We start from the raw sequence: 20,688 nt of genomic DNA, 5'->3' as shown, positions 1-20,688 counted from the left end.
CGGTTACATTCCGAACCCGGAAGCTAAGCCTTTCAGCGCCGATGGTACTGCAGGGGGGACCCTGTGGGAGAGTAGGACGCCGCCGAACAATTTTTAGCCTCGGTCCCGAGCATTACATGCTCGGGACCGAGGCATTTTTGCGTTGGAGCACTTCCATGTTGAGCGCTGTCCCGGACCCCGGGCATCGCCTCCGGTGCGGTGTGCGGTTATCCCGGCTTCTGCCCGGCGGCCAGCGTGTGGTGCGGCCAACGGGCTCGTGCCTGCTCCTGCGAGCGCATCAGGGCCAGCGTGGGCAGGCCCAAGGCGCCGCCCTGGGCCAGCAGGTCCGGCAGGGCCGGAAGCGGCGCCACGGCGGCCACGTCGTCCAGCACCAGGGTCAGTGGTGGGTCGAGCCGACCGGAGGATGACCGTTCGGCCATGCGCCGGCCGTGCTCGACCACGTGCGAGGCGAGTGCGGTCAACAAGGGCATCGCACCCGGCTGGGATCGGGGATCCTCGATGGATTCCCCCATCAGATAGAGGGTTCCCCCTTCACCGATGAATGACTCCAGAGCGAGCGCGTCGGCTCGCCCCGGATTGCACGCGTCCCGAATGTGGATCGACGAGAGTGCGCCCAGCGCACGTGCCGTCAGTTCCTGGGCCATGTCGCGGCGTTCGGGGTGCGCGGTGAGGGTGGCTTCCAGCTCGCCTGCCGTGCCGCCCGCCGCCTTGGGATGCGTACGGAGGATCCGTACCGGCTCATGCGCCGAGTTGCCCTGGGCCCAGCGGTGTACGTGGCGGAAGGGACGGCCGTCCACCGCGGCCGCGTGCAGCCAGCAGCGCAGCATCGTCTCCGCGGCCTGTGCCATGGGCTGGTCCATCGCGTGCGCGGGGCGCACGGGGGCCAGCAGGGCGACGGCGCGGGCGGCCGCGACCTCGCGGGAAGCGCAGTCGTCCGCCGGGTTCCAGCGCAGCCGGGCGGGGGTGTCGAGGAGGTGGGACGGGTCGAAGACATGGGTGGGCCCGAACTTGGCGCGGGCGTCCTTCGTCGCGGCCCACAGGCCGGGATCGCTGGTGACGGCGAGAACCGGGCCGACCGCCTCCAGGATGGCCTGGGCGGCGGCTTCGCCGCGCTCGGTGCCGAAGAGGACGCGGGACCGGGCCGGTTCCCCGCCGGGGCCGAACAGCCCGGCGGCGAGGCCGGTGCCGGGGGCGGAGGCGGAGGCGGGGGCGGGGGCGGGGGCGGAGACGGGCTGTGGCGGCGCGGCGGGATCCTGGGGGCCGCCGGGGGCGGGCGAGGCCGGGGCGGCCGGCTCGGCGGGTTCCCGGGTGACCGGGCCGGGGCCGGGGGCCGTCTCGTACGCGGCGACCGGCCGGCCGACCGGCCCCTCGGCGCCGGGGGCGACGGCCTCGACCGGGGGTCCGTGGTGGTGGGCGCCGGTGCCGTGCGCCGTGACCGCGTCGCGAGCGCCGGGGGCGCCGGGCGCGGGGGCCCTCTCGGGCCGGGCGGCCGGGATGTGGTCGTGCCCCGGTCTGCCGTGGCCCGTCGCCGTCCCGTGGACGGGCGGGTGGGAGGCTTCCGGGGGCGCTTTGCGGTACGCGGTGCCCTCGGGGGCGTACGCGGGTCCGGGAGCCCGCTCCGTACCCGTGCCGTCGGTTGCGTCCGCGACGTCGGCGATGCCGGCGACGCCGGGTGCGGCCCGGGCCCGGGCGGCGCGGCGCCTGGCGCGGACCAGCCGGTAGCGGGTCAGCGTGCCGATCGCGAAGACCGCGAGCACGATCAGCACCATCAGCTCGCTGATGAAGACGCCCCAGAACAGTCCGTACCCGGACAGCTGGGCCTTCGGCGTGGCGGGCCAGGCCGCCGCCAGGTCGTGCGGCTCCTCCACCAGGTGGCGCAGCGCCAGGGGCGTATGCAGGAAGCTGAGGCCGTCCGGCCAGGCGCCGTGCGCGAAGAGTGCGGACAGGCCGGTCGCCGACCAGATCAGCACGGTCAGCCCCAGCAGAAAGGCGATGAGCCCGAGCAGCAGCCCGTCCGGAATGCCGCCCTGGGGGGACGGCGGTCTTCCGTGGCCTCCGTGACCGCCGTGACCTCCGTGCTCCGCGGGTCCGCCGCGGTACTGCCCCGCCGCCATGTCAGGCCACCGTGGAGCCGTACGACGGACCGCCGTAGGGCTCCGCCTCCGCCGCGGCCTCGACCGCCGCCGCCGCTCGCTCCTCGGCCTCCGCCTCGGCGGCCAGCTGGACGGCGATCCCGTCCTCGGTCATCGCCCGGTCGGTGTAGACGAGAGGACGCTCGGCCTCGGTGATCAGGTGTTTGACGACCTGTACGTTGCCGTTGACGTCCCAGACCGCGATACCGGGCGAGAGCGTCGGAATGATCTCCACCGCCCAGCGGGGCAGGCCCAGCACCCGCCCGGTGGCCCGGGCCTCGTCCGCCTTCTGGGCGTAGATCGTCCGGGTCGAGGCCATCTTGAGGATCGCCGCGGCCTCGCGTGCCGCGGCGCCGTCGACCACGTCGGACAGATGGTGGACGACGGCGACGAAGGACAGTCCGAGCCGCCGGCCGAACTTCAGCAGCCGCTGGAAGAGCTGGGCGACGAAGGGCGAGTTGATGATGTGCCAGGCCTCTTCGACCAGGAAGATGCGCTTCTTGCGGTCGGGCCGGATCCAGGTGTGCTCCAGCCAGACGCCCACGATGGCCATGAGGATCGGCATCGCGATCGAGTTGCGGTCGATGTGGGACAGGTCGAAGACGATGAGCGGCGCGTCGAGATCGATTCCGGCCGTGGTCGGACCGTCGAACATGCCGCGCAGGTCACCGTCGACCAGCCGGTCCAGCACCAGGGCGACGTCCAGGCCCCAGGCCCGTACGTCGTCCAGGTCGACGTTCATCGCCTCCGCCGACTCCGGCTCCGGGTGGCGCAGCTGTTCGACGATGTCGGTCAGCACCGGCTGGCGGTCGGTGATGGTCTCGTTGACGTAGGCGTGCGCGACCTTGAGGGCGAATCCGGAGCGCTCGTCGAGCCCGTGCCCCATCGCGACCTCGATGATCGTGCGGAGCAGGGCCAGCTGACCGGTCGTCGTGATCGACGGGTCCAGGGGGTTGAGCCGGATGCCGCCGTCCAGGGCCGCCATCGGGTCGAGCCGGATGGGCGTTATCCCCAGCTCCTGGGCGATCAGGTTCCACTCGCCGACGCCGTCCTCGCCCTGCGCGTCCAGCACGACCACCTGGCGGTCGCGGAACCGGAGCTGACGCAGTACGTATGTCTTCTCCAGGGCCGACTTGCCGTTGCCGGACTCCCCGAGCACCAGCCAGTGCGGGGCGGGCAGCTGCTGGCCGTACAGCTGGAACGGGTCGTAGATGTAGCCCTTCCCGGAGTACACCTCGCGCCCGATAATGACGCCCGAGTCGCCGAGGCCGGGGGCCGCGGTCGGGAGGTAGACGGCCTGCGCCTGCCCCGTGGACGTACGGACCGGCAGCCGAGTCGTCTCCACCTTCCCGAACAGAAAGCTGGTGAACGCGTCGGTGACGGCGGTCATCGGATCGGCCACGGCGGAGCCCCTATCGTCCCAGTCCCAGTCGTCTCAAGGTCGTCTCTGACGGCTATCGATCAGATGCGGTCGGCTAACGGCGGATACCGGTCGCGAACGGCAGCGTGTTCACAAACGCCCGGTGGTGCTCACGGTCGCACCACTCCAGCTTGAGATAGCTCTTCCCCGCCGAGGCCCGGATGGTCCGCTTGTCGCGGGCGAGCCCCTCCGGTGAGCGGGAGGAGACGGTGATGTAGCCGACCAGGTTGACGCCCGCGGCGCCGCTGGCCAGGTCCTCGCCCCGCTGGTCGAGCCGGCCGTGCGCGGCGATGTCGCGCGGGTCCACCGTACGGTTCATCTTCGCGGCGCGGCTGGCCTCGGCCTCGTCGTTGACCTTTTCGGTCAGCATCCGCTCGATCGCGATCTCCGTGGGCTCCAGGTCCATGCAGACGGCGACCGTACGAATGACATCGGGGGTGTGGACGAGCAGCGGGGCGAGGAAGTTCACCCCGACCGGCGTCATGGGCCATTCCTTCACCCATGCGGTGGCGTGGCACCAGGGCTCGCGGGTGCTGGACTCGCGGGTCTTCGCCTGGAGGTAGGTGGGCTCCATCGCGTCCAGCTCGGCGGGCCAGGCGTTGCGCTTGGTCATCGCCTGGATGTGGTCGATGGGGTGGTCCGGGTCGTACATGGAGTGGATGAGCGAGGCCAGCCGGCCCTGCCCGAGGGGCTGGCGCACCCGGATGTCGGCCTCGGCGAGCCGCGCGCAGATGTCGGTCAGCTCGCGCGCCATGATCACGGCCAGGCCCGCGTCCTTGTCGATCCGGCGGCCGCCGCCGCTGCGCCGGGTGGCGCGTGCGATGGCCTGCGCCTCGGCGGCCAGGTCGCGGGTGTAGTGCATGCAGGCGACGAGGTAGGCGCGGTGCTGCTCGGAGGAGGTGGACACCATCGACTGCAGCTGGTCGTACGAGTCCTTGAGCCAGCCCGGGGCGCCGTTGTCGCCGCGCCGCTCGACGTCCTTGGCGTGCGCGTCCGGGTCGGCGGGGAGGGTGCGGGCCAGCATCTGCAGCCGGGTCACGAAGCCGTCGCCGTTGGCCACATGCTTGAGCAGCGTGCCGAACCGGTCGACCAGGGCCTCCTGGTCCTCGCTGTCCCGCAGGCCCACGCCCGGGCCCTCGATCTCGATCGCGGCGGTGACCGTGCGGCGGTCGGCGTGCAGCAGGACGGCGATCTCGTCCGGGCCGAACGGCGCGGCCAGCCAGTTGATCCGGCCGATGCCGGGGGGCGGGCCGACCTCCACCTCGCGGCCGTCGAGCCGGGTGCCGGCCTCGGCGGCGGCGGAGCGGTAGCCGGTGGTGCCCTTGCGGACGCTGCGCCGGTACGAACGGTTGATCTCGAACCAGCGGTAGAACGTGCGCCCGTTGTACGGCACGTACACGGCGGCCAGCGCGAGGGTCGGGAAGCCGACCAGGGCGACGATGCGCAGCGTCAGCATCGGCACCAGCAGCCCGCACATCATCCCGATGAACGCGCCCGCGATGATCAGCGCGATCTCACCGGTCTCGCGGTTCTTGCCGACGATCGCGTTGGGACGGGCACGGCCGATCAGATATGTGCGGCGCGGTGCGATGGCGTGGGACTGGGCATCGACCGTCACCGCCGGTCACCTCCCGGGTTGTTGCCTGAGCTGTTGTTCTGCGAACGGGGGGCGGGAGCGGACCCGCCGCCTCCGGAGTTGCCGGTGCGGCTGGCGCCGGAGGCACCCCCGCCGCTGCCGCCCCCGCCGCCGCGGGAGCTGTGCGCGGCGACGCCGCCCGATACGGGGTTGGCGGGCTTGGCCTGGCCCGGGCGGGCACCGCCGCCGCCTCCGCCGTCGCCCCCGCCGCGGGCGCTGTGGGTGTTGATGCCCTGCTTCACCAGGGCCGCGGGCGAGCTGATGACCGCGGCGGCCTGGCGGGAGGCGGGGTCGGCGCTGGCGCTGCGGGCCTTGACGATCTCGTCGCCGAAACCGGGCACGAAGCGGTAGATCATCGCGCTGGCGAAGATGGCGAGGATGATGATCGAGAGGCCCGAGACGACGGCCGAGAAGGCTCCGGGCTCGTTACCGGAGGTCGAGAGCGCGCCGGCCAGGGCGAGGACTATCACGATGACCGGCTTGACGAGAATCACCGCGATCATGATCCCGGCCCAGCGGCGGACGTGCCCCCACATGTTCTTGTCGACCAGGCCCGCGTAGACGGCCGTGCCGAGCAGGGCGCCGACGTAGAGCAGGGCCGCGCGGATGACCAGTTCCAGGCAGAGCACACCGGCGGCGAGGATCGTCACGAGCGACACGACGATGAGCATGATGGGGCCGCCGCCGATGTCCTCGTCCCGCTTGAGGGCCTGGGCGAACGATCCGAAGAAGGCGTCGTTGTCGGCACCGGTGCCGGAGGCGATGGCGTCCGTGACGGCGTCGGTGGCGGTGACGACCGTATAGAGGATGAGCGGGGTGAAGGCGGAGGCCAGGACCGTCAGCCACAGGAAGCCGATGGCCTCGGAGAGCGCCTCGCCGAGCGGGACGCCGCGGATGGCGCGCTTGGCGACGGCGAGGAGCCAGAGGACGAGGGTCAGGACGGTCGAGGCGGCGAAGACGACGGCGTACTGGCGGAGAAAGGCCTCGTTGGTGAAGTCGACGTTCGCCGTCTCCTTGACGAGCTTCGAGAGCTTGCCGACGAGCCATGAGGCGGCGTCGGCGCAGCCGCGGGCGAGGGAGGCGGCGGGGTCGAGGGGGTTCGACGGGTCGGAGGGGGCGCCTGAGCCGCCACCGCCACCGCCCTTTTCACAGTTTTCGCGGACCTGGCCGAGGAGCGCGCTGCAATCGTCCTCGCTGCCGGACGGGCTCGGTGTGGGCGAAGGGGCAGCGGCCGCTCGGGTCGCAAGAAGGACGGCGGCCGTTTGAACGGCCGCCAGAACGCCCGTGAGCGTGAGAGCGCGACGGCTCGGGCTAGCGGGCATAGGTGAACCCTCCGTACTGCTCGACTGCCTTGGCGATCTCATCGGCCGTGGAGGCGGTGTTGTCGCTGTTGACGGGGGCGGGACCGCTCTTCTGGGAGTAGCTCTCGGCCTTCCAGTCGTTGTCCGCCCACCGCAGCTTGAGCGTCATGGTGAACCAGTCGTTGGTGACCGGATTCTTGGAACCCTCGCCCGCCGTACCGAATACTCCGGTGCACCACACCGCCACCGTCGCCGTGGTGTTCGTGAACTTTGCGATCTTGGTGCCCAAAGGGGCGGTACGCGAGATGTAGGTCATGCCGTCGGGCGCCTTGCCGTTCGCGTCCAGCCCGATCTTCTCCAGAGAATTGGCGGAGTATGCCTTGTCGAGCTTGGTCTGGAGCGGGTTTGCGGCCGTGGCCGTGAAAATCTGCGGAACGATCTCGTGGCGCTGCTCGCGGCTGAGCATGTCGGCGGACCCCAGCGCCACCGCGTAGTTCGCCGCCGCGCTCTGCGCCCCCTGCTGGGACCTCGCGAAGCCCGACGCGATGCCCGTCGTGCCGTTCTTGCCGGTGACCGGGCGGGTGCCGGTGGGGGCGGTGGGCTGGGCGTCGGCGTTGGTGCCGCCGGAGTCCGCGTCGGACGAGCCGCCGTCGCCCTGGCCGCCGCGGTTGACGAAGGCGATGGCGGCGAGGAGCAGGACGACGACCCCGACGACCGTGATCAGGTTGCGGCTCGGCTTGCCCGCCCGGCCGGGGCCGCGGCGGGGCGGGCCGTAGGGGTCCTCGTCGCCTTCCGGTAGGCGCGTGCGCGTCAGGTGGCCGCCGGAGGCCGTGCCGCGGGTGCGGCCGGTGTCGTGGCCGTCGTAGTCGTAGTCACCGCCGTAGCCGCCGTCGCCGCCGAGACTCATCGCGTGCTCGCCCCTTCAACCGTGCCGACACTGCCGCCGTCCGTGGCCGCTGTTCCGCCACGCTGGTACGACGGTAGCGGCGTGGACCGACGTGTGGGCGTGGTGGTGTGAGTGGACATCAGACTGACACGACCTCGGCGACGGGAGCGGCGGGTGCGGGCATCAGGAAGCAGCCTCGGGTACGGAGGGTGGGGCCGGTAGGGGGGATCGGGGGCGGAGGCTCGGGGGCGGGGGCGCGCGCCGCGCGCGGGGGGCGGCTCCGGTGCGCGGGGGCGCGGGCCGGGGTGGTGCGGGGGCGTGGCTAGATGGCCATGCCGTACACGATCGTGAAGAGCGTGCCCAGCGAGCCGATGATGAACACGCCGGTCAGTCCCGCGACGATCAGGCCCTTGCCCTGCTCCGCGCTGAAGGTGTCGCGCAGCGCGGTCGCGCCGATGCGCTGCTTGGCCGCCCCCCAGATCGCGATGCCGAAGCACAGCAGCAGCGCGACGGCCATGACGACCTCGATCATGACGCGGGCCTCGCTGCCCAGGCTTCCGAAGGGGCCCCAGTCTGGGGCGATTCCGCCGATGATGGTGTTGATGTCGCCCTTTTCGGCCGCTAGAAACATAGTGAACTCACCGCCCCTTATGGGTAGTTGTGTGCCCCGCCGAGCCGGCGTGGGTCAGTCTCTATCTTCGCTGACGAACCCGCTTCCGCATGTCGACTGGGCGGCATTTCTTGGCGGATCTCGTACGTGTTGTGGACCACGGTGACCTGGCAGGAGGACGAGTCGTGTCCATCAGGCGCCCTTTGGTTACTCTGTGTATCACGCGGGTGGGCGCCGGGCAACGATCGGTAGCCAAACCCTTCATTCCTCCGCGGGCTCCTCCGCGAAGTCGTCGAACTCGCCCGCCTTGACCCCCTTGAGGAACGCCTCCCACTTGGCCTGGGTGGTGACGACGACGGTCTCCGGGTCGTTGCTCTCGCGCATGTAGATCCGGCCGTCGGGGCCCGCGGCCACCTCCAGGTAGGCGCCCGCCTCCTCGTCCTCGTCGGTCGAGGCCCGCTGCCAGTCCAGCTGCGTCATCCGTGTTCCTCGGGGTTCATGGGGTGTCAGGTGCTCGGACGGGCCGGACTTTACGCGTTCCACGGGGCGCGCGGAGGGGGCGCAGGGAGCACGCGGCGGCGGTCGGCCGTAGGGTTTCGGCTGGCGAGCGGCTGATTTTCGCCGTGCGTACGGAAACGCGTTCGTACCGCGGGCTGATGGGGGAGGATGGCCGGGTGCGTAAGGTCTGGCTGGGTGTCAGTGTCGGTATCGGAGTCTGTTTTTCCTTCGTCGTCCTGCTCGTTCTCGGCACCTACTTGGTCGCCGCGAATCTCGCGGGCGGTGGCGGCGGCACCAGCGTCGGTCTGGCGAAGGGCGCCGTCCCGGCCTCGTATGCGCCGCTGATCCAGCGGTACGGGAACTCCTGCCCGGCGCTCAACCCGGCCCTGCTCGCCGCGCAGCTCTACCAGGAGAGCGGCTGGAACGCGAAGGCGCAGAGCCCGGCCAACGCCAAGGGGCTGGCCCAGTTCATTCCCGCCACCTGGGCGTCGCACGGGGTGGACGGCGACAAGGACGGCAAGCGGGACATCTGGAATCCGAACGACGCGATTCCGTCCGCGGCCGCCTACGACTGCTCCCTCGCGAAGTACGTGAAGGACGTACCGGGCAATCTGACGCACAACATGCTGGCGTCCTACAACGCGGGCGCGTACGCCGTGATCAAGTACAACGGCGTGCCGCCGTACCGCGAGACCCAGAACTACGTGAAGACCATCACCACCCTGGCCAAGAGCTTCGAGGCGCCCACGCGGACCGTGCAGCCGTCGCGGCAGTCGGCCGCGGCGATCTACTTCGCGCAGAAGCAGCTCGGGAAGCCCTATCTGTGGGGCGGTAACGGCACCCCGGACCAGGACGGGCGGTTCGACTGCTCGGGGCTGACGAAGGCGGCGTACAAGACGGTGGGGATCGAGCTGCCGCGCGTCGCCAACGACCAGTGGAACGCCGGGCCGCATCCCAAGCGCGACGAGCTGCTCCCGGGGGATCTGGTCTTCTTCGCGTACGACCTGAACGACCCGAGATCCATTCACCACGTGGGGATCTATGTGGGCGGCGGGAAGATGATCAACGCGCCCTACACTGGTGCGGTGATCCGTTTCGACCCCATCGACTCCCCGGACTACATCGGGGCGACGCGGGTGACGCAGGATGGCGCAAAAGCGCTGCCCGAGCCCGGCACGGCCTGAGGATTCCCTCTGAGCTGCGGCGATGGGTCACCCTTCGATAACGTCCCGGTGATCGTTGGGTAGCGAACGGAACGCCTGGCGGAATAAGGGCGTTTCCTGGAAGTGGATCGGCGCACACCGCTCGGCAATCGCACGCCGGGACCGCCGGTCGTGGGGAATCACGGGGGTCGGCAGCTGTACGTAGCGACAGGTGAGAGATAAGGGGCCGCGGCACATGGCTGGACTCGCACTGGACGGGTCGAACCCCGATGTCAGCCTTCTCTACGACATCAACGGGCTCGCCAAGGACGCCCCGCACTGGTTCGACCGCGTGATGGAGTTCGTCGGCGAGTACGGGATCATCATCGGGCTCGCCCTGGTGGGCCTCGGCGCCTGGTGGAGCGTGCGCAAGCGCTCGCAGGACGCGCCGTCGGCCGTCGCCGGGCTGATGTGGGCGCCGCTGGCAGCCGGGCTCGCGCTGATCGCCAACATCCCGATCCGCGGCTTCGTCCAGCGCCCGCGGCCGTTCCGGGACCATCAGGGGCTCGACGTCCTGGTGGCGGGCAAGACCGACTTCTCCTTCGTCAGCGACCACGCGACGCTGACCATGGGGCTCGCCGTGGGCATCTTCATGGCCCACCGGCGGTACGGGCTGGCCGCGATCGGGCTCGCGCTGCTCGAGGGCTTCTGCCGCGTCTACATGGGCGTGCACTATCCGACCGACGTGGTCGGCGGGTTCGCGCTGGGAACCGCGGTCGCGCTGCTGCTCGCGCCGCTCGCGATGATGCTGCTGACGCCGCTCACCACCACCATCGCCGGGTCGCGGGCCTCCTGGCTGATACGGGCCGGGCGCCCCGCTCCGGCCGCCACGGCGGGCGAGGAGGTCCCGGAGTTCCCCGAGGCCCGGTCGCCGGGCTCGGGGCGCGGCAGCAAGGACCTCGCGGCCTGACACACCTGTCGACGGGCGGCACGGCATCAGGCCGGGCCGCCCGTCGGTCATAGGGGGTGCGAAAGCGGGGGCGTAAAACGGGGCGTAAAAGGGGACGGGGGGCTACCGGGCCCGCCCGGTCACAGTGCCTGTGGGAAGTCGAAGAGCCGGTTCGGGTCGTAACGCTTCTTCAGCGCCGCCAGCCGGTCCGCGCCGGATCCGTAGTACGCCGAGCGCCAGTTCTTGAGCGTGGCGTCGGTGTAGTTCTGGTACGCCGCCCCGGAGGCGTAGCGCCGCATCGCCGTGTGCGCCTGGTCCAGCCAGGCGTTCTGCGGGGCGCCCGCGCCGCCCGCCGCCCAGGACGCGGTGTACTGCGCGAGGAACCGCGAGCGGCGGTGGACGAACGCGGTGGCCTTCGGGTCGACGCGGTTCACGGCGCCGCCGAGCGCGGTGAGCGCGACGCTGACCGCGCCGCCGCCGCTGGTGCGCCGCCCGAAGCGCTCGACCTGGTCGAGCATCGCGCGCACCCCCGCCTGGCTCAGCGAGCGGTCGAAGAAGTCGGACCGCGCCGCGTACGTCTCCCGCTTCAGCGCCCCGTCGGCGCTGCGGCCGGGCTTGTCGCCGGGCAGATGGCAGCGGGTGGTCGAGGTGTCGCCGCATCCCGCGTACATGCGCATCGCGTCGACGTATCCCCGGCGGCGCAGGGTCACCCGGGAAGCGGGGCCGGGGCCGCCGGGGCCGTCGGCGAGCCGGTCCACCGCGTTCTGCAGGTCGCCGTAGGTGCCGAGCGAGAAGCAGCTGATGGAGACGGTGGGGGTGTGGCCGGGGGCGGCCGACAGGTGCAGCGCCGACCAGATCTCGTCGGGCTGGTCGGGGCCCCACTTCTGCCAGGACTGAAGCACCTTGGCCGCCTTCGACCAGGGCCAGGACATATAGGCGGTCACGCCGTCGCCGGGCTTGCGGGTACGGAAGCGCAGCTCGGTGACGACGCCGAAGTTGCCGCCGCCCGCGCCGCGCAGCGCCCAGAAGAGGTCGGGTTCGCTGTCCTCGGAGACCTGGAGGGTCTTGCCCGCGGCGGTGACGAGGGTCGCGCCGGTGAGGTGGTCGGAGGTGAGCCCGTACGCCCGGGAGACCACGCCGTGGCCGCCGCCCAGGGTGAGCCCGGAGATGCCGACGGTCGGGCAGGAGCCGCCGGGGACGGTGACGCCGTGGGCGCCGAGCCGGGTGTAGACGTCGATGAGCTTGGCGCCGCCGCCGATGCGGGCCTCGCCCGTGGTGGTGCGGATGGAGTCGAGCGCTGAGACGTCGATGACCAGGCGGCCGTCGCCGCTGGAATAACCCGCGTAGCTGTGGCCGCCGTTGCGGATGGCGACGGGGGTGCCATGGCGCCGGGCGAAGTCCAGACATGCGGTGATGTCAGATGTATTGCCTATATAGGCGACACCGGCGGGCCGCAGACGGTCGAAGCGGGTGTTGTACAGGCGGCTCGCGGAGGTGTAGTCGGCGTCGCCGGGGCGCACCAGGTCGCCGTGCAGCGCCTTGCCGAGCGCGGTCCAGTCCGCGGCCCTCGGCTTGCCGTCGCGCGCCGTGAACCGGCTGGTCGAGACGGCGTCGAGGGACGTCACGCCGCCGGCGGCGTGTCCCGTCGTGTTGCTGCTGCTGCATGCCGCGGCCCAGGTGGCCGTGGACGCCAGCCCCGCGCTCGCTGCCAGCAGTTTCCGCCGGTCCATGACGGTGTCCCCTCCCTGTCGACCTTGCCCCTCCGGTCGACCGGGCCACCGCCGTTACCGCGTTCGCCGCCCGGTCTCCTGGTCAGAGGGCATGCCGGGCGGCGGGGTTCCGTTTGTGGCGGAAGAATGACGGTCCGTCGTATGAGCACTGGCGTCGTCGCGGGCCATGGACCGGGCGCGGCGGGCCGGACCGGTCCAGCCGCAGGTGCATCGGGCGAGGCAGAAGGCCCCCTTCTCCACGGTGGTGGTGCGGGCTTGGCCGGGGCCTGTGTCACCTGAGTCGAGCACATGACCACGCTACCGGGCCGTGACGGGCGGCCGGAACGGGTCGTTAAACGAACAAGTATCAAGGCGTGGACGAGCGTGGCCAGGGGGTCGACGGTCGATGGTGGTTCAGCGGCGCGGTGGAAGGAGACGGGCGAGGGCGGTCGCCGGGTGCGTGGCGGGTGGTCTGCTGGCCGGGCTGCTGGCGACCGTCAGCGGCTGCTCGTCCCAGACGGTGACGGACGAGCGCCCGGGCGGTGCCCCCGGGGCGGCGGCCGCGGTCGCCGTGCTGCGGCAGGCCGCGGATGTGCTGGTGAGCTCGGGGAGTTCACGGGTGCGGACGACCCTGGAGACGGCGACCGGCGGCACCCGGGTGTCGATCGAGGGCCGCGGGGCGTACGACTTCGAGCAGCGGCGGGGGCGGCTGCGGCTGGTGCTGCCGAGGGACGCGACGGGCGCGGCCGAGCACGGGCCGATCACCGAACTGCTGGCGTCCGGTGCGCTCTTCATGCGCAACCGCGGCGCGGGCATCCCCAGCGACAAATGGGTGCAGGTGGACACGGCGGGCATTCCGGACGGCAATCTGGTCACCGGCGGGGCGACCGATCCGCTGACCGCCGCCGAACTGCTGCGCGGCGTACGGCGGGCGAGCCTGGTCGGGCGGGAGGGGCTGGACGGCGCCCTGGTGCGGCACTACCGCGGCACCACGGACATCGGCCGGGCGGCCCAGGTGGCCTCCCGCGGTGTACGGGGGCCGTTGCGGGCCGCGGCGAAGGGGTTCACCGATCCGCTGGTGCCCTTCGACGCGTATCTGGACGGGCTGGGGCGGCTGCGCGAGGTGCGGCACCGTTTCACGGTGACCAGCAGGGCGAGCGGTACGCGGCCTCCCGGGAGCGCGGACGGGCGGCGGGCGGTGGGGGTCGCCTCGACGACGGAGCTGTACGACTTCGGGGTGGCGGCCGCCGTCCAGCTCCCCAAGCCCGCGGATATCTACGCAGGAAAGGTCGGATCGCCTCAGAAGTAGTCGGAGGGGCCCGCTCTGCCCTTCGAAATGGCCCATCCGTGCCATGCGCGGAGTGTGTACCGATCCCTACCCTGGGAAGCTGCTGCTCGAAGGTGCTCGCAGGAGGAGGTGAAACACGTGGTTGCGCGTCGCGGCTCTCCGGGCCCGGACCCCGTGGCCCTCGTCGAGATCGATCTCTACGGTGAATTGATGATCGCTGCAGCGAGCGCGGACGAGGACAGGCTCAGTCCGGACCGCATCGACGAAGTGCTCCGGGTGGAGGCCGACCGATCCGCCGGCCGGTCATCCGGCCGGTCATCAGAGCGATCAGATTCGGCCGACCGCTCGACGGCGCGGAAGGCCGACCGTCCGGAAACCGAACTGCCCGGAACCGGCGGTCCGGACGCCCGATAGGCCCGCCCCCCGGGGCGGCGTCAGGTCCGGGGGGTGACCTCGGATCCGCGGACGTCCTCAGGTGCGCAGCAGCCGGGCGATGGCCGCCGTCGCCTCGGCGACCTTGGCGTCCACCTCGTCCCCTCCTTCGCCGCCCTCCTTGGCGGCGCTCTCGACGGCCGCGCTGGCGACGCAGTGCCGCAGGTGCTCTTCGAGCAGCTGAAGGGCGAAGGACTGCAGGGCCTTGGTGCTCGCGGAGACCTGGGTGAGTATGTCGATGCAGTAGACATCCTCCTCGACCATCCGCTGCAGACCCCGGATCTGGCCCTCGATCCGGCGCAGCCGCTTCAGGTGCTGGTCCTTCTGGTGGGCGTACCCGTGGCCGCCGTGGGTAGACGAAGCCTGGCCGGACGCCTGGCCCCGCTGGTCGCCGGTGGGCGCGGTGGTGCCGGCTGCCGTGGTGGTCATGGCGTCCTCCCGTTGTTCACTATCGGTGCACATATACCCCCAGTGGGTATATGGTAACGGCTTTTCCGGCCAAACAGGGCCCCTGTGAAGAGCACCCTGCCCGATGGGCGACACTGGGGACGCCGGTTACCGTGGCCGGAAGATGCGCCTAGCATCGTCGAGTCCCCATCCGCCGCATCCCGAGGATCCCCAGTGCGCTTTCGTCTGACCCCCAGGGAGACGAGCTTCTACGACATGTTCGCCGCCTCCGCGGACAACATCGTGACCGGCTCCAAGCTCCTGATGGAACTGCTCGGGGCGGACTCCGCCGCTCGTTCCGAGATCGCCGAGCGGATGAGGGCCGCGGAGCATGCGGGGGACGACGCCACGCACGCGATCTTCCATCAGCTGAACTCCTCCTTCATCACGCCGTTCGACCGCGAGGACATCTACTCCCTCGCTTCGTCCCTGGACGACATCATGGACTTCATGGAGGAGGCCGTCGACCTGGTCGTCCTCTATCAGGTCGACGAGCTGCCCAAGGGCGTCGAGCAGCAGATCGAGGTGCTGGCGCGGGCGGCCGAGCTGACCGCCGAGGCCATGCCGAACCTGCGCACCATGACGAACCTCACGGAGTACTGGATCGAGGTCAACCGGCTGGAGAACCAGGCCGACCAGATCCACCGCAAGCTGCTGGCCCACCTCTTCAACGGCAAGTACGACGCGATGGAGGTGCTCAAGCTCAAGCAGATCGTGGATGTGCTGGAAGAGGCGGCCGACGCCTTCGAGCATGTGGCCAACACGGTCGAGACCATCGCCGTCAAGGAGTCCTGAGCCCCGGCATGGACACCTTCGCGCTCGTCGTGACCATCGCGGTCGCGCTCTTCTTCACCTACACCAACGGCTTCCACGACTCGGCGAACGCCATCGCCACCTCGGTCTCCACCCGGGCCCTGACCCCGCGGGCCGCGCTCGCGATGGCCGCGGTGATGAACCTCGCGGGTGCCTTCCTGGGCAGCGGGGTCGCCAAGACGGTCAGTGAGGGACTGATCGCCACCCCGACCGGCAAACAGGGCATGATCATCCTGTTTTCCGCGCTGATCGGCGCGATCGCCTGGAACATGATCACCTGGTACTACGGCCTGCCGTCCTCCTCCTCGCACGCCCTGTTCGGCGGCCTGGTGGGCGCCGCGCTCGCCGGTGCCAGCACCGTTCACTGGAGCGGGGTGGTGGAGAAGGTCGTCCTCCCCATGGTCATCTCGCCCGTCATCGGCCTGGTGCTGGGCTACTTCGTCATGGTGGTCATCCTCTGGATGTTCCGTAAGTCCAACCCGCACAAGGCCAAGCGCGGCTTCCGGATAGCACAGACCGTGTCGGCCGCCGCCATGGCGCTCGGACACGGTCTGCAAGATGCCCAGAAGACCATGGGTGTGGTCGTGATGGCCCTGGTCATCGGCGGTGTCGAGGATCAGGGGGACGCGATCCCGGTGTGGGTGAAGATCGCCTGCGCCGCGATGCTCTCGCTCGGCACGTACGCGGGTGGCTGGCGCATCATGCGCACCCTGGGCCGCCGGATCATCGAACTGGACCCGCCGCAGGGCTTCGCCGCCGAGACGACGGCGGCCTCGGTCATGTACACCGCGTCGTTCATGTTCCAGGCGCCGATCTCGACGACCCATGTCATCACCTCGGCGATCATGGGTGTGGGGGCGACCAAGCGCGTGAACGCCGTGCGCTGGGGGGTCGCGAAGAACATCATCCTCGGCTGGTTCATCACCATGCCCGCGGCGGCCGGAGTCGCCGCCCTCAGCTACTGGATCGTCGACCTGGCCTTCGGCTGACCCACGCGGCACGGATACGAAAAGCGGGCCCGCCCCCGGGAGCCAGGGGCGGGCCCTTTCGTCGTGCGGTGGCACCGCCATGCAGCACCGCAGGACGCCGGTCCTCGCCCGGGGGCGAGGGGCTTGATCCGTCAGCCGAAGCGGCCGGAGATGTAGTCCTCGGTGGCCTGGACGGACGGGTTGGAGAAGATCCGCTCGGTCTCGTCGATCTCGATGAGCTTGCCGGGCTGGCCGACGCCGGCCAGGTTGAAGAAGGCCGTACGGTCCGAGACGCGCGCCGCCTGCTGCATGTTGTGGGTCACGATGACGATCGTGAACCGCTCCTTCAGCTCACCGATCAGGTCCTCGATGGCGAGGGTCGAGATCGGGTCCAGCGCCGAGCAGGGCTCGTCCATCAGCAGCACGTCGGGCGCGACCGCGATGGCGCGGGCGATGCACAGCCGCTGCTGCTGACCGCCGGAGAGCCCGGCACCCGGCTTGTTCAGCCGGTCCTTGACCTCGTTCCACAGGTTGGCGCCCTTGAGGGACTTCTCGACGACGTCCTGCAGCTCGCTCTTCTTGTACGAGCCGTTGAGCTTCAGCCCGGCCGCGACGTTCTCGAAGATGGACATCGTCGGGAACGGGTTGGGGCGCTGGAAGACCATGCCGACCGTGCGCCGTACGGAGACGGGGTCGATGCCGGAGGCGTACAGGTTCTCGTCGTCGAGCATCACCTTGCCCTCTACCCGGCCGCCGGGGGTGACCTCGTGCATCCGGTTGAGGGTGCGCAGGAAGGTCGACTTGCCGCAGCCGGAGGGGCCGATGAAGGCGGTCACCGAGCGGGGCTCGACGGTCATCGAGATGTCCTCGATGGCCTTGTGGCTGCCGTAGTAGGCGGTCAGCCCGCTGACGTCGATGCGCTTGGCCATGTGAATCACTTCTCTTCTTCTTGGCCTCAGCGGCCGGTCTTCGGGGCCTTCCAGCGGGCGATGCCGCGGGCCACCAGGTTCAGGATCATGACGAAGGCGATGAGTACGAGCGCCGCGGCCCAGGCGCGGTTGAACGACGCCTCGTTGCCGAGCTGCCACTGCTCGTAGATGTAGTACGGCAGCGACGACTGGGCGCCTTCGAAGGGGTTCGGGTTGATCGCCTGGGAGCCGAAGACCAGCAGCACGATGGGGGCGGACTCACCGGCGATACGGGCGACCGCGAGCATCACACCCGTGGTGATCCCGCCGATCGAGGTGGGCAGCACCACCTTGAGGATGGTGCGCCACTTGGGCACGCCCAGCGCGAGCGATGCCTCGCGCAGCTCGTCCGGGACGAGCTTGAGCATCTCCTCGGTGGAACGGACCACGACCGGCATCATCAGGATGGCCAGCGCCATGGCACCGGCGAATCCGGAGTAGTCGAAGCCCAGGATGATGATCCAGAAGCTGAGGATGAACAGACCGGCCACGATGGACGGGATGCCGGTCATGACGTCGACGAAGAAGGTCACGGCCTTCGCGAGCCGCCCGCGCCCGTACTCGACCAGGTAGATGGCGGTCAGCAGGCCGATGGGGGCCGCGATGACGGTGGCGATGCCGACCTGCTCCAGGGTGCCGAGGATCGCGTGGTACGCGCCGCCGCCGGGCAGGATGGTCTGGACGCCGTCCATGGAGTGGCTGAGGAAGTAGCCGTCGAGCACGGTCTTGCCGCGGTTGATGGTCTCGAAGAGCAGCGAGAACAGCGGGACGACCGCGATCAGGAAGCAGAGCCACACCAGGCTGGTGGCCAGCTGGTTCTTGGCCTGCCGGCCGCCCTCGACCGCGGCCGTGACGCCGTAGGAGAGGACGACGAAGAGCAGGGCCGCGATCAGCCCCCACTGGAAGGGGTTGCCCAGGCCCGCCGCGCTGCCGATGCCGACGCCCGCGGCGATCGAGACGGCGGCCAGCCCCAGCGGGGCCCAGCGGGGCAGTCGTGCCTGGGCGAGGGCGGACGCGCGCGGCGTGCTGGTGTCGATGGTCGTGTCGCTCATGCTGCGGTCCCCGAGTACTCCTTGCGGCGGGCGATGATCATTCGCGCGGCGCCGTTCACCAGCAGGGTGATGACGAACAGGACCAGACCGGAGGCGATGAGCGCGTCACGCCCGTTGCCGTTGGCCTCCTTGAAGTGGCTGGCGATGTTCTGCGCGAAGGTGCCGCCGCCCGGGTCCAGCAGGCTGGCGTTGATCAGGTAGCTGGGGGACAGCACGGTGGCGACCGCCATGGTCTCGCCCAGCGCGCGGCCGAGGCCCAGCATCGAGGCGCTGATGATGCCGGAGCGGCCGAAGGGGAGGACCGACATCCGGACGACTTCCCAGCGGGTCGCGCCGAGCGCCAGCGCGGCCTCCTCGTGCATCTTCGGGACCTGCCGGAACACCTCGCGGGTCACGCTGGTGACGATCGGCAGGATCATGATCGCCAGCAGGATGCCGACGGTGAACAGCGAGCGCGCGGCGCCGCCCTGGTACGACAGGACCTTGGTCCAGCCCAGGGTGTCGTCCATCCAGGTGTACAGACCCGTCAGGTGCGGCACCAGGAAGAGCGCGCCCCACAGGCCGTAGACGATGCTGGGGACCGCGGCGAGCAGGTCGATCACGTACGCGACCGGGGTGGCCAGCCGCCGCGGGGCGTAGTGCGAGATGAAGAGCGCGATGCCGACGGCGATCGGGACCGCGAGCACCATCGCGATGATCGAGCTGACGACCGTGCCGAAGGCGAGGACCGCGATGCCGAAGCGCATCGGGGTCGAGCCGGTGCTCCACTCGAAGGCGGTGAGGAAGTTGGCCTCGTCCTTGGAGATCGCGATGGCGGCGCGGTACGCGAGGAAGACCGCGATGGCCGCCATGATCACCAGGAGGGCGATCCCGGAGCCCCGGGAGAGGCCGAGGAAGATCTTGTCACCGGCCCGGCCGGTGGAGCGGGTCGAGACCAAGGGCTGTGACCCGGCGGATGTGGAAGTGGGTTCTATATCCGTTTTCATGGGTTCTCCGGTCTGCGGAGCCGGATGGGGGTGAGGCTCCTGGTGCGGCGGTGCACCGGACGTGCGGCCTGCTCCGCCCCGGCGGTCGGCCGGAGCGGAACAGGCCGCACAGGTCAGGTCAGGAGAGGCTGGAAATGCTCTCGCGGACCTTCTTGGCGATCGAGTCGGGCAGCGGGGCGTAGCCCAGCTCCTTCAGAGCGGACTGGCCGCCCTCGCTCGCCGCGTAGTTCAGGAAGGACTTGGTGGCCTTGAGCGTGCTGGGCTTGTTGCCCTTGTCGCAGGCGATCTCGTAGGTGACCAGCGTGATCGGGTAGGCGCCGGCCGCCTTGGTGTCGTAGGCAAGGTCCAGGGCCTGGTCCTTGCCGGTGCCCGCGGGCTTGGCCTCGGCGATGGCCTTGGAGGCGTTCTCGACGGTGGCCTGGACCGGGGCCGAGGCGCCGGTGTCCAGGTCGACGGTCTTGATGCTGTTGGCGGTCGCGTACGACAGCTCGAAGTACGAGATCGCGCCGGAGACCTGCTTGACCTGCGAGGAGACGCCGGAGGAACCGTCGGCGGACTGGCCGCCCTTGCCCTCCCACGCCTTGCCCGGCTCGTGCGGCCACGCCTTCGGGGCGGCGGCCTTGAGGTACTTGGTGAAGTTGTCGGTGGTGCCGGACTCGTCCGAGCGGTGGAACGCCTGGATCTTGAGGCTCGGAAGCTTCACGCCCTTGTTGAGCGCCTTGATCGCGGGGTCGTCCCACTTGGTGATGTCCGAGTTGAAGATCTTGGCGAGGACATCGGCGTTGAGGGTCAGCTTGTCCACGCCGGGGACGTTGAAGCCGACCGCGATCGGGCCGCCGACCATCGGCAGGTTGATGCCCTGGCCGCCCTTGCACATCTTCTTCGAGGAGGCGACCTCCTCGGGCTTGAGCGCCGAGTCGGAGCCCGCGAAGGCGGTCTTGCCCTGCAGCCACTCCTGGATGCCCGCGCCCGAACCGGTGGCCTTGTAGTTGAGCTTGACGTCCTTGCACGCGCCGCCGTAGTTCTTCGTCCACAGGTCCATGGCGTTCTTCTGCGCGGACGAGCCGGAGGCCAGGAGCTGACCCTTGCCTTCGCACTTGATGTCGCCGGTGGCTTTGGCGCTGCCGCCGCCGGAGTTGTTGTCCGAACCGCAGGCGGTGAGGGCGAAGGCGCCGGACAGGGCGAGGGCACCGGCGGCGATGGCGCGAAGCCGGTTGTTGCGCTGAAGCTTCACTTTCGGGGATTCCTTCCAGAAGCCGCCGGTGGGGACGGCGCGCGAACTAGTGGTGCGCAGGGATGGATGTACGCCGGGCGCGAGTCCGGGCATGGGGGCTCGGTCTGCGCCTCAGTAGGGCTGAAATTAGGCAGATCAGGTGAAGCGACCAATGGGCGCGAGTTAACGAGTGGTGAACCTCGGCCGTCAGTGTGGTGGCCGCATAACGGCCGGGTCA

Annotated in this window: 20 protein-coding genes and 1 rRNA gene; 7 read left to right on the top strand and 14 right to left on the bottom strand. The window is 70.3% G+C overall.

What is annotated here, in order from left to right; translation table 11 throughout:
- Positions 1-88, top strand: a 5S ribosomal RNA gene (rrf, locus tag ABZ562_RS37840); the annotation flags it as partial.
- Positions 89-206: 118 nt separating this feature from the next.
- On the opposite strand, the gene ABZ562_RS37835 is transcribed toward rrf, so the two are convergent.
- From ABZ562_RS37835 to ABZ562_RS37805, 7 genes are all read right to left on the bottom strand, one after another.
- On the bottom strand, positions 207-2,114 hold the full coding sequence (locus ABZ562_RS37835; RefSeq protein ID WP_361489017.1) for a hypothetical protein: 1,908 nt from the start codon (positions 2,112-2,114) through the stop codon (positions 207-209).
- Between the two features lies 1 nt (position 2,115).
- Entirely contained in the window at positions 2,116-3,534 is a 1,419-nt protein-coding gene (locus ABZ562_RS37830; RefSeq protein WP_361489014.1) for an ATP-binding protein, read from the bottom strand.
- A gap of 73 nt (positions 3,535-3,607) precedes the next feature.
- Positions 3,608-5,170, bottom strand: a complete 1,563-nt coding sequence (locus ABZ562_RS37825) for an SCO6880 family protein (protein WP_361489011.1) — start codon at positions 5,168-5,170, stop codon at positions 3,608-3,610.
- Positions 5,167-6,510 (bottom strand): hypothetical protein, encoded by a 1,344-nt coding sequence (locus ABZ562_RS37820; RefSeq protein WP_361489009.1) that lies wholly within the window; start codon positions 6,508-6,510, stop codon positions 5,167-5,169. Before ABZ562_RS37820 ends, ABZ562_RS37825 begins: the two co-directional genes overlap by 4 nt.
- Positions 6,500-7,396, bottom strand: a complete 897-nt coding sequence (locus ABZ562_RS37815; protein WP_361489008.1) for a hypothetical protein — start codon at positions 7,394-7,396, stop codon at positions 6,500-6,502. The genes ABZ562_RS37820 and ABZ562_RS37815 overlap by 11 nt, the downstream gene beginning before the upstream one ends.
- Positions 7,397-7,697: 301 nt before the next feature.
- Positions 7,698-8,006: a hypothetical protein gene (locus ABZ562_RS37810; protein WP_009716148.1), complete on the bottom strand. Its 309-nt coding sequence runs from the start codon at positions 8,004-8,006 to the stop codon at positions 7,698-7,700.
- Positions 8,007-8,246: 240 nt separating this feature from the next.
- Positions 8,247-8,465 (bottom strand): DUF397 domain-containing protein, encoded by a 219-nt coding sequence (locus ABZ562_RS37805; protein WP_361489005.1) that lies wholly within the window; start codon positions 8,463-8,465, stop codon positions 8,247-8,249.
- Positions 8,466-8,659: 194 nt separating this feature from the next.
- Between ABZ562_RS37805 and ABZ562_RS37800 the strand changes: the two genes are divergently transcribed.
- Together ABZ562_RS37800 and ABZ562_RS37795 are read left to right on the top strand one after the other, a co-directional pair.
- The gene (locus tag ABZ562_RS37800) at positions 8,660-9,667 is read left to right on the top strand and encodes a bifunctional lytic transglycosylase/C40 family peptidase (RefSeq protein WP_361489002.1); all 1,008 of its coding nucleotides are present in this window, start codon (positions 8,660-8,662) and stop codon (positions 9,665-9,667) included.
- Between the two features lie 214 nt (positions 9,668-9,881).
- Positions 9,882-10,595, top strand: coding sequence for a phosphatase PAP2 family protein (locus ABZ562_RS37795; protein ID WP_361489000.1), 714 nt, complete (start codon positions 9,882-9,884; stop codon positions 10,593-10,595).
- Between the two features lie 119 nt (positions 10,596-10,714).
- Here the strand turns inward: ABZ562_RS37795 and ABZ562_RS37790 are convergent, their stop codons facing one another.
- Entirely contained in the window at positions 10,715-12,304 is a 1,590-nt protein-coding gene (locus ABZ562_RS37790) for an FAD-binding oxidoreductase (RefSeq protein ID WP_361488997.1), read from the bottom strand.
- Between the two features lie 54 nt (positions 12,305-12,358).
- Positions 12,359-12,592, bottom strand: coding sequence for a hypothetical protein (locus tag ABZ562_RS37785; protein ID WP_361488994.1), 234 nt, complete (start codon positions 12,590-12,592; stop codon positions 12,359-12,361).
- 97 nt (positions 12,593-12,689) lie between these two features.
- On the opposite strand from ABZ562_RS37785, the gene ABZ562_RS37780 reads away from it, so the two are divergent.
- The gene (locus ABZ562_RS37780; RefSeq protein WP_361488992.1) at positions 12,690-13,592 is read left to right on the top strand and encodes a hypothetical protein; all 903 of its coding nucleotides are present in this window, start codon (positions 12,690-12,692) and stop codon (positions 13,590-13,592) included.
- 153 nt (positions 13,593-13,745) lie between these two features.
- Entirely contained in the window at positions 13,746-13,985 is a 240-nt protein-coding gene (locus tag ABZ562_RS37775; RefSeq protein WP_361489029.1) for a hypothetical protein, read from the top strand.
- A 57-nt stretch (positions 13,986-14,042) separates the two neighbouring features.
- Here the strand turns inward: ABZ562_RS37775 and ABZ562_RS37770 are convergent, their stop codons facing one another.
- Positions 14,043-14,432: a metal-sensitive transcriptional regulator gene (locus ABZ562_RS37770; RefSeq protein ID WP_361488990.1), complete on the bottom strand. Its 390-nt coding sequence runs from the start codon at positions 14,430-14,432 to the stop codon at positions 14,043-14,045.
- A gap of 192 nt (positions 14,433-14,624) precedes the next feature.
- Between ABZ562_RS37770 and ABZ562_RS37765 the strand changes: the two genes are divergently transcribed.
- Positions 14,625-15,245 (top strand): DUF47 family protein, encoded by a 621-nt coding sequence (locus tag ABZ562_RS37765; protein ID WP_055557302.1) that lies wholly within the window; start codon positions 14,625-14,627, stop codon positions 15,243-15,245.
- Positions 15,246-15,253: 8 nt separating this feature from the next.
- The gene (locus tag ABZ562_RS37760; RefSeq protein WP_361488987.1) at positions 15,254-16,252 is read left to right on the top strand and encodes an inorganic phosphate transporter; all 999 of its coding nucleotides are present in this window, start codon (positions 15,254-15,256) and stop codon (positions 16,250-16,252) included.
- 131 nt (positions 16,253-16,383) lie between these two features.
- Here ABZ562_RS37760 and pstB read toward each other — a convergent pair whose 3' ends face one another.
- The 4 genes from pstB to pstS form a co-directional block, all read right to left on the bottom strand.
- Positions 16,384-17,160 (bottom strand): phosphate ABC transporter ATP-binding protein PstB, encoded by a 777-nt coding sequence (gene pstB, locus ABZ562_RS37755; RefSeq protein ID WP_055557300.1) that lies wholly within the window; start codon positions 17,158-17,160, stop codon positions 16,384-16,386.
- A gap of 26 nt (positions 17,161-17,186) precedes the next feature.
- A complete protein-coding gene (gene pstA, locus ABZ562_RS37750; protein WP_361488984.1) occupies positions 17,187-18,251 on the bottom strand; it encodes a phosphate ABC transporter permease PstA in 1,065 nt (354 codons plus the stop codon).
- The gene (gene pstC, locus ABZ562_RS37745) at positions 18,248-19,237 is read right to left on the bottom strand and encodes a phosphate ABC transporter permease subunit PstC (RefSeq protein ID WP_361488981.1); all 990 of its coding nucleotides are present in this window, start codon (positions 19,235-19,237) and stop codon (positions 18,248-18,250) included. Before pstC ends, pstA begins: the two co-directional genes overlap by 4 nt.
- 118 nt (positions 19,238-19,355) lie before the next feature.
- Complete coding sequence (pstS, locus tag ABZ562_RS37740; protein WP_361488978.1) at positions 19,356-20,471, bottom strand: phosphate ABC transporter substrate-binding protein PstS; 1,116 nt, start codon at positions 20,469-20,471, stop codon at positions 19,356-19,358.
- Positions 20,472-20,688: the final 217 nt, after the last annotated feature.

The organism is Streptomyces sp. NPDC019937 (genome assembly GCF_040631655.1).
Taxonomy (GTDB): domain Bacteria; phylum Actinomycetota; class Actinomycetes; order Streptomycetales; family Streptomycetaceae; genus Streptomyces.
Note: the sequence above shows the minus strand (reverse complement) of the source record. Positions and strands in the feature narration are given on the sequence as shown.

Bases quoted from the DNA above. Each gene is read 5' to 3' on its own strand.
- ABZ562_RS37835 (WP_361489017.1), bottom strand. From the start codon at position 2,114: ATGGCGGCGGGGCAGTACCGCGGCGGACCCGCGGAGCACGGAGGTCAC.
- ABZ562_RS37820 (WP_361489009.1), bottom strand. From the start codon at position 6,510: ATGCCCGCTAGCCCGAGCCGTCGCGCTCTCACGCTCACGGGCGTTCTG.
- ABZ562_RS37815 (WP_361489008.1), bottom strand. From the start codon at position 7,396: ATGAGTCTCGGCGGCGACGGCGGCTACGGCGGTGACTACGACTACGAC.
- ABZ562_RS37810 (WP_009716148.1), bottom strand. From the start codon at position 8,006: ATGTTTCTAGCGGCCGAAAAGGGCGACATCAACACCATCATCGGCGGA.
- ABZ562_RS37805 (WP_361489005.1), bottom strand. From the start codon at position 8,465: ATGACGCAGCTGGACTGGCAGCGGGCCTCGACCGACGAGGACGAGGAG.
- ABZ562_RS37795 (WP_361489000.1), top strand. From the start codon at position 9,882: ATGGCTGGACTCGCACTGGACGGGTCGAACCCCGATGTCAGCCTTCTC.
- ABZ562_RS37790 (WP_361488997.1), bottom strand. From the start codon at position 12,304: ATGGACCGGCGGAAACTGCTGGCAGCGAGCGCGGGGCTGGCGTCCACG.
- ABZ562_RS37780 (WP_361488992.1), top strand. From the start codon at position 12,690: ATGGTGGTTCAGCGGCGCGGTGGAAGGAGACGGGCGAGGGCGGTCGCC.
- ABZ562_RS37770 (WP_361488990.1), bottom strand. From the start codon at position 14,432: ATGACCACCACGGCAGCCGGCACCACCGCGCCCACCGGCGACCAGCGG.
- ABZ562_RS37760 (WP_361488987.1), top strand. From the start codon at position 15,254: ATGGACACCTTCGCGCTCGTCGTGACCATCGCGGTCGCGCTCTTCTTC.
- pstB (WP_055557300.1), bottom strand. From the start codon at position 17,160: ATGGCCAAGCGCATCGACGTCAGCGGGCTGACCGCCTACTACGGCAGC.
- pstA (WP_361488984.1), bottom strand. From the start codon at position 18,251: ATGAGCGACACGACCATCGACACCAGCACGCCGCGCGCGTCCGCCCTC.
- pstC (WP_361488981.1), bottom strand. From the start codon at position 19,237: ATGAAAACGGATATAGAACCCACTTCCACATCCGCCGGGTCACAGCCC.